6 protein-coding genes are annotated in these 7,839 nt (G+C 74.1%); 4 read left to right on the forward strand and 2 right to left on the reverse strand.

The window, feature by feature from the left end:
- Positions 1–104 precede the first annotated feature (104 nt).
- The 3 genes from ACVMYR_RS31740 to ACVMYR_RS31750 all read left to right on the forward strand — a co-directional run bounded on the left by ACVMYR_RS31740 (position 105) and on the right by ACVMYR_RS31750 (position 1,704).
- The gene (locus ACVMYR_RS31740) at positions 105–683 is read left to right on the forward strand and encodes a DsbA family protein (RefSeq protein ID WP_457123553.1); all 579 of its coding nucleotides are present in this window, start codon (positions 105–107) and stop codon (positions 681–683) included.
- 266 nt (positions 684–949) lie between these two features.
- Positions 950–1,381, forward strand: a complete 432-nt coding sequence (locus ACVMYR_RS31745) for a RusA family crossover junction endodeoxyribonuclease (RefSeq protein WP_043967698.1) — start codon at positions 950–952, stop codon at positions 1,379–1,381.
- Positions 1,382–1,428: 47 nt separating this feature from the next.
- Complete coding sequence (locus ACVMYR_RS31750) at positions 1,429–1,704, forward strand: hypothetical protein (protein ID WP_043967697.1); 276 nt, start codon at positions 1,429–1,431, stop codon at positions 1,702–1,704.
- A 389-nt stretch (positions 1,705–2,093) separates the two neighbouring features.
- Here the strand turns inward: ACVMYR_RS31750 and ACVMYR_RS31755 are convergent, their stop codons facing one another.
- Both ACVMYR_RS31755 and ACVMYR_RS31760 read right to left on the reverse strand, forming a co-directional pair.
- The gene (locus ACVMYR_RS31755) at positions 2,094–2,804 is read right to left on the reverse strand and encodes an HAD family hydrolase (RefSeq protein ID WP_043967696.1); all 711 of its coding nucleotides are present in this window, start codon (positions 2,802–2,804) and stop codon (positions 2,094–2,096) included.
- Between the two features lie 63 nt (positions 2,805–2,867).
- Entirely contained in the window at positions 2,868–5,612 is a 2,745-nt protein-coding gene (locus ACVMYR_RS31760) for an MGH1-like glycoside hydrolase domain-containing protein (RefSeq protein WP_457123554.1), read from the reverse strand.
- Positions 5,613–5,654: 42 nt separating this feature from the next.
- Here ACVMYR_RS31760 and ACVMYR_RS31765 point away from each other — a divergent pair, with 42 nt between their 5' ends.
- A complete protein-coding gene (locus ACVMYR_RS31765) occupies positions 5,655–7,598 on the forward strand; it encodes an amylo-alpha-1,6-glucosidase (RefSeq protein WP_457123555.1) in 1,944 nt (647 codons plus the stop codon).
- Positions 7,599–7,839: the final 241 nt, after the last annotated feature.

Below are 7,839 nucleotides of genomic sequence, written 5' to 3' on the forward strand. Positions count from 1 at the left end.
CCGGTTCGTCCCGCCGGTGACCGGCCGGGCGGCGGCACCAGGGCGGCGGGGCGACGGAGGCGCGGTGCGCTGCGGGGCGGGTCGGTGCGCCGTACGCTCGGCCGATGGACGCCACCTTCTTCTTCGACCCGGCCTGCCCGTGGACCTGGCGCACCTCGCGCTGGCTGGTGGCCGTGGCCGACGCCCGCGGCCTGGCCGTCGAGTGGCGGGCGTTCAGCCTGGCCATCCTCAACGGGGGCGACGTGCCGCCGCAGTTCGCCGAGGCGATGGCCGCCTCCGGCCGGGCGCTGCGGCTGGTGGAGGCGCTGCGCGCCGAGGGCCGCCACGACGACGCCGGCCGCTTCTACGCCGCGCTGGGCGGGCGGACCCACGACGCGGGCAACCCGCTGTCGGACAAGCTGGTGGACGACGCCGTCGCGGCGGCCGGGCTCGCCGCCGCCGCGCCGGCCCTCGACGACGACCGGTGGGACGACGCGGTGCGCAGGTCGCACGCCCTGGCGTACGGCTCGGCGGGGCCGGACATCGGCTCGCCGGTGCTGATGGTGCCCGGCGCGGAGCGCGGCCTGCACGGGCCGATCCTCACCGAGGTCCCCGGCACCGACGACGCGCTGACCGTGTGGGACGCGCTGCTGCCGCTGCTGCGGCTCCCGGCGTTCCACGAGATCAAGCGCGGCCGCCGCTGACGCCCCCGCCCGGGCCGATGCCCGGGTGACCCGGGTGGCCCGGCCCGTCCGGCGCGTCGGACACGTGCGCGGGGAGGCTACCGGGGGTCGGCCCGTTCGACTAGCGTTTGCCGGGAGTTCCCCCGGACTCAACCGCCAGCGCGTCGCCGTCGAAGTCGATACGCCTCCGGCCCATCCCCGCCTGCCCGAACGGTGGGTAATCGAGCGAACCCCCCGCTGCCGGTCCACCGGTTGGGCAGGATCGTTGACGACGAGGAGGTGCCGTCGTGCAGGACACCCGCGCTCTCGCCCTGACGTTCGAGGTGAGCGGCCTGCCCCCGGTGAAGACCGAAGCCCTGTCCATCTTCGCCGCCGGCCACCGGCAGGCGACGAGGGTCCGGGCCCTGCTCCTGGCGGCCTGCTCGGCGGCCCAGCGCACCGGCTGGACCCCGTTGGGCGGGCCGGTGGAGGTGGAGTTGACCCTGCGGTGTCCGCCGGGGCACCGCACCTCCGACGCCAGCACCCTGCTCGGCGGCATCTGCGCGGTGCTGCAGGACAAGAAGAGGGTCGCCACCATCGGCCTGACCCACCTCGGGGTCCTCGCCGACGTCGCCCTCTACACCGACGACCGGCAGATCCGCCGGCTGTCGTACCTGGAGGAACCGGCGGAGGAGTTCTCCTACCGGGTGCGGGTGGCCGCTGTGCCGGCCGTGGTTTGACCGACGTCCGCGGTGGGGTACCGCGGACGCCGACGAAGGGAGCGCCGATGTCGGAGCCACATGTCACGCTCGATCCGAGCGGGCTCGACCCCGTGCAGCAGAAGCTGCGGGGCCCGCTGGAGGATCAGCTGACCTCGGCCCTGCAGGCGGCCACGGGACGGGTGCGGTCGAGCTACGCGGGCGAGCCGGTCGAGCAGGTCTGCCAGCGGCTGCTGGACGAGACCCGGGCCGGGCTGCACCCCGACATCGCGGCCGGCTTCCAGCCGGACATGGACGAGTTCTGCCGGGTGGCCGTGGCGATCGTGCGCGGCGAGGTCTCCTGACCTCCGCCGCCCGCCGGCACGGTCAGGACCGGGTCCGCAACTCCCCGGTCCTGACCCACCAGCCGTCCGGTGTGGCAGCGGATCGCCGCCGGTGGGCGCGCGGGCGGGACACGCCGCCCACGCCAGGCCCACCGGCGGCGATGCGGCCCGCCTGCACTCAGCTCCACGGTGCGCCACCGCCGGACTTCGGCGCGTTCCCGACTCACCCCGAGGAGCCGCGAACGCCGGGTCAGGTTAGGCAGCGCGGCCGGGGCGGAACAAGCCGTCCGGGCCGCCCACGGCGGCGTTTGCCGACCAGGCCGAAATCCGGCAGGAGGGCGTAACACGGGCAGCGGCGCGGGCGCTGTTCCCCCTCGGGAGCGGGTGCGTCCGGCGGGCGGCCGGGAGCCTCAGAAGTGCCGCAGCAGGTCGCCGAACGCGGCCAGCCGCAGCACCCCCGGGTCGGTCGGGTCGAGGTCGTCGTCCTCCAGCACCCAGGTGTTCTCGTTGGGGATGAACACCGCCCACATGCCGGCGGCCCGCGCCGGCAGGATGTCCGACTTCGGGGAGTTGCCGATCATCCAGGCGGCCCCCGGGTCGAAGCCGTGCTCCCCGACGAGCCACCGGTAGGTGTCGACGTTCTTCTCCCGCACGATGTGCGCGGCGTGGAAGTGGTGCAGCAGCCCGGACGCGTCGAGCTTGCGCTGCTGCTCCTCCCGGTCGCCCTTGGTGAGCAGCAGCAGCCGGTGCCGCTCGGCGAGCGCGTCGAGCGTCGCGGCCACCCCGGGCATCAGCTCGACCTGGTGGTTGACCAGCGCCTCGGCCAGGGCGTCGATCTCCCGGCGCTCCGCGGCGGAGGCGGGCCGCTGGCGCAGCCGCTCCAGGCACTCGCCCAGGCTGCGCAGGAAGACCTTGCTGCCGTAGCCGTGGACGGCCGCGTTGGCCCGTTCGATGTCGTCGAGGATGGCGCGGATCTGCGCCCGGTCCAGCGTCGGATGGTCCAGCCAGCCGAGGAAGTCGTCGATGACCCGCTCGAAGACGACGTTGTTCTCCCACAGCGTGTCGTCGGCGTCGAAGACCAGCACCTGCGCGTCCCGCCGGCCCGGCGTGTCCTGTCGCATGCCTCTCCCCTCCCCTTGGCCCGGGACACCGTACTGCCGGCGGCGCGGCGCGGGCACGTCGTTTCACGCCGGGTCGGCCCCCCGGCGGTGGCGCAGGGTGAGGATGAGGTCGGCGACCAGGGCCGTCCAGCCCGTCTGGTGCCACGCGCCCAGGCCCGCGCCGTTGTCCCCGTGGAAGTACTCCGGGAAGCTGATCAGATCCCGCCAGTCGGGGTGAGTCTGGAAGAGCTGGGCGGCGCCGTAGATGGGCCGTCGCCCCCAGCCGTCCCGGGTGAACAGCGAGATCAGCCGGGTGGAGAGGTCGTCGGCGATCTCGTCGAGGGTCCGCTTCACCCCCGAGCGGGTCGGATATTCCACCTGGAGGTCGTCGCCGAAGAACGCCGCGTAGTCGCGCAGGGCGCTGATCAGCAGGAAGTTCGTCGGCATCCAGATCGGGCCGCGCCAGTTGGAGTTGCCGCCGAACAGGCCGCTGGTCGACTCGGCCGGCTCGTAGCCGACGCTGAACTCCTGTCCGCCGAGGGTGACGGCGAACGGCTTGTCCAGGTGGGCGCGGCTGAGCGTGCGCAGGCCGTACTCGGAGAGGAACTCCTCGGTGTCGAGCATCCGGGCCAGCAGCCGGACGATCTTCTCCGGGCCGACCATGGTCAGCAGCCGCTGCTGGCGGCCGTCCGGGCCGATGCGGCGGGCGCCGATCACGTCGGCGTACTCGGGGCGGTGGGTGAGGAACCAGCGCAGCCGGGCCCCCAGCTCGGGCAGCCGGCGCAGCGTACGCGCGGAGAGCCGGGTGGTCGCCGCCAGCGGCAGCAGCCCCACCACCGAGCGGACCTTCAGCGGCACCTGGCTGCCGTCGGCCAGCCGCAGCACGTCGTAGAAGAACGCGTCCTCGTCGTCCCAGAGCCCCTGGTCGTACGCGGCGGCGGCGATGTAGGCGAAGTGCTCGAAGAACTTGGTGGCCGTGTCGACCCAGGTGCGGTCGTGTTCGGCGAGCACGACGGCGATGTCGAGCAGGTTGAGCGCGTACATGGCCATCCAGCCCGTGCCGTCGGACTGCTCCAGCGTGCCGGCCACCGGCAGCGCCGCCGAGCGGTCGAACGGGCCGACGTTGTCCAGCCCGAGGAAGCCGCCCTCGAAGACGTTGTTGCCGCCGGTGTCCTTGCGGTTGACCCACCAGGTGAAGTTGAGCAGCAGCTTGTGCATGACGCGGGCCAGGAACTCGTGGTCGCGGGAGCCGTCGATCTCGAAGACCTTCAGCGCGGCCCAGGCGTGCACGGGCGGGTTCACGTCGCCGAACGCCCACTCGTACGCCGGGATCTGCCCGTTGGGGTGCAGGTACCACTCGCGGAGCAGGAGCAGCACCTGGGACTTGGCGAACCCGGGGTCGACGCGGGCGATGCTGACGCAGTGGAAGGCCAGGTCCCAGGCCGCGTACCAGGGATATTCCCACGGGTCGGGCATGGAGATCACGTCGAAGCTGGTCATGTGCCACCAGTGGCTGTTGCGCCCGTGCCGGCGGCCGGCGGGGGGCGTGGAGCCGGGGTCGCCCTCCAGCCACCGCTTCACGTCGAAGTGGTAGAACTGCTTGCCCCACATCAGCCCGGCGATGGCCTGCCGGGCGACGAGGGCCTCGTCGGCGGTGGCGGCGGCCGGGATGACGCCGTCGAAGAACCGGTTCGCCTCGGCCCGCCGCGCCCACACCACCGCGTCGAAGCCGGCGGTCAGGTCGGCGGCCGGCGGCGGCGTCCCGCCGGGCGGCGGCGCGGTGCGGGTCAGCCGCAGCCGGATCTGCCGGTGCCCGCCGGCCGGCACGTCGAGGACGTAGTGCAGCGCCCCCTTGGTGCCCTCCCGGTCGGGGTTGACCGTGGCCGCGCCGTTCACCACGTGGTCGTTGATGCCGTCCTTCGGGTACGGCGAGCGGCCGGGCAGCCCCCAGAGCCGCTCGGCGTTGGTGTCGTTGTCGCAGAGCAGCGGCACCGGGTCGCCGTCGCCCTCCAGCAGGATCTGGCCGAGCACCCAGTGCTCGCCGACGAGCCGGGCGCCGACGCCGGCCCCGGCGGCGGAGCCGACGAGCCGGGGCACCCGGTCGCCGCCGGGCAGGCCCCACGCCCACGTGTTGCGGAACCACAGCGACGGCAGCACGTGCAGCCGCTCGTCGGTGTCGCCCCGGTTGGCGACGGTCACCACGATGCACATGTCCGTCGGGGACGCCTTGGCGTAGTCGACGGTGACCGCCCAGTACCGGTCGTCGTCGAAGATCCCCGTGTCGACCAGCTCGTACTCGGTGTCGTCGCGGCCGCGCAGCGCGTTGACGGCGACCAGCTCGTCGTACGGGAAGGCGGCCTGCGGATAGTGGTAGCGCCAGCGCATCCACGAGTGGGTGGGCGTGGAGTCCAGGTACCACCAGTATTCCTTGGCGTCCTCGCCGTGGTTGCCGCCGTCGCCGCCGAGGCCGAACATCCGTTCCTTGAGGATCGGGTCGCGGCCGTTCCACAGGGCGAGGGCGAAGCAGAACGTCTGTCGGTCGTCGCACACGCCCGCCATGCCGTCCTCGCTCCAGCGGTAGGCTCTGGACCGCGCGTGGTCGTGGGGGAAGTAGTCCCACGCCGTGCCGTGCTCGCTGTAGTCCTCCCGTACCGTCCCCCACGCCCGCTCGGACAGATAGGGACCCCATGCGCGCCAGTCCTGCTCCCCGGAGTCGGCCTGGGCGAGCCGGAGCCGTTCGGCGTCGGGTGCGGGCGCATGGGAGGGAGGCACCTCGGTGATCACGTGCCTATCTTCGGTGCCGCCGGGGTACTTCACCACAGCGGCCATTCTCGTCGTGGCGTGTTACACCTCGCCGCCGCTGGAGGAAAGTTGATCGACATTCGTTTCGGTTCGCAGGTGTGCGGGGAGCTGACGGGTGGGGCCACCAGGGAGTGGCTGGTTCCGGACGGCCTGGGTGGCTACGCCATGGGCACCGTGAGCGGGCTGCGCACGCGCCGCTACCACGGGTTGCTGGTGGTCGCCGGCCACACCCCGGCATCCCGGAACGTGGGACTGGTGAGCCTCGATCCGGCGGTCGTCCTCCCCTCCGGGGCGCGGCTGCGCCTCGGCGCGCACGAGTGGTCCTCCGGCGACGTCGACCCGCGCGGCTTCGAGCTGTTGGAGCGCTTCGACCTCACCGACGGGTTGCCGCGCTGGCGGTGGCGAATCGGCGACGTGGTCATCGAGCGCGAGCTGGCCATGGCGTACGGGCGCTCGTGCGTGGCGGTGGTGCACCGGCTCGTGTCCGGCGGCCCGGTCCGGCTCGACCTGTCGGCGGCCTGCACCTGGCGCGACGCGCACGGCGAGCGGCGCGCCGACGGCCCCGCGCCCCGGGTCGAGCCGGTGGACGGCGGCGCGGTGGTGGAGGGCGCGTTCCGCCTCGCCGGGCCGGACTGGACCCCGGAGGGGCAGTGGTGGCTCGGGGTGCACCACCGCGAGGAGGCGGCCCGGGGCCTGCACCCGGACGACGACGTCTGGCACGCCGGGCGGTTCTCCGGCGCGCTGGAGCACCCCGGCGACACGGTGTCGGTGCTCGCCTGGGCGGGCGACCTGGCCGCCACGCCGCCCCCGGCGGAGGAGGTCGTCGCGGCGGCGCGGCGGCGCAACCGGCAGGTGGTGGCGCGGGCCGAGCCGGCGGACGCGGTCGAGGCCACCCTCGCGCTGGCCGCCGACGCGTTCGTCGTGCGCACCGCCGCCGGCCCGGACGTCGTCGCCGGCTACCCGTGGTTCGGCGCGTGGTCGCGGGACACCATGACCTCGTACGAGGGGCTGTTCCTGTGCGCCAACCGGGCCGACGAGGGCCGGGAGCTGCTGCGGGCGTACGCGGCGACGCTGTCGGAGGGGATGCTCGCCAACACGGCCGACACGGGGCGGGTCGAATACAACACGGTCGACGCCGCCCTGTGGTTCCTGCACGCGGTGAGCCGGCACGTCACCGTCACCGGCGACACCGACCTCGGCGACGAGCTGCTGCCGGCGCTGCGCGGGATCGTCGACGCGTACCTGGCCGGCACCCGGTACGGCATCGCCGTCGACCCGGCCGACGGCCTGGTCACCCAGGGCGGCACCCCGGGCACGGCGCTGACCTGGATGGACGCCCGGGTGTACGGGGTGCCGGTGACGCCCCGCACGGGCAAGCCGGTGGAGATCAACGCGCTGTGGGTCAACGGGCTCGCGGGGCTGGCCGAGCTGACGGAGCTCGCCGGCGGCGACGCCGCCGAGCTGTGGCGGCTGCACGCCCGGGCCACCGCGTCGTTCGCCGCGCGGTTCCCGTCCCCGGTCGGCTGGCTGCACGACGTGGTGGACGCGCCCGCGCCGGCGTACCCGCTGGGCGGCGCGCCGTACCACGACGACGACCTGCTGCGCCCCAACCAGCTGCTGGCCTGGTCGCTGCCGTACGCGCCGCTGGAGCCGGACGAGCCGACGCTGCGCCGCGTCGCCGCCGGGCTGCTCACCCCGCTGGGCCCGCGCAGCCTCGCCCCCGACCAGCCCGGCTACACCGGTCGGCACCGGGGCGGGCCGGCCGAGCGCGACGGCGGCTACCACCAGGGCACGGTGTGGCCGTGGCTGCTCGGGCCGTACGTCGACGCGGCCCGCCGGGCGAAGCTGCCGGTGGACGACCTGTTCGTCGGCGTGGAGGCCCACCTGACCGAGCACGGGCTGGGATCGGTCAGTGAGACGGCCGACGGCGCGGCCCCGCACGCGGCGACGGGCTGCCCGTTCCAGGCGTGGTCGGTGGCGGAGGTGCTGCGCGCCCGGCGGGTGCGCCGGTAGGCCCTTCCGGGTCCGCCGGTAGCGCTTTACATCCCGGCAACGGCGACGTCTCCGCTGGTTATCCGGCCCGGTGCAGGATGGGCCCGAGATCCAGGGCTGGTCGGCGGCATCCGTTTTCCGCGGGTGCGGCCGGCCCGCGCGCCGGAGACAACTCCAAGGGGGCCGCATGTCACCTGACGCCGAAGTGATCGACATCAACCCGGCCCGGCACCAGCGGGTGCTCATCCTCTCCTGGGAATAT

It is taken from the genome of Micromonospora sp. PTRAS2, assembly GCF_054052245.1.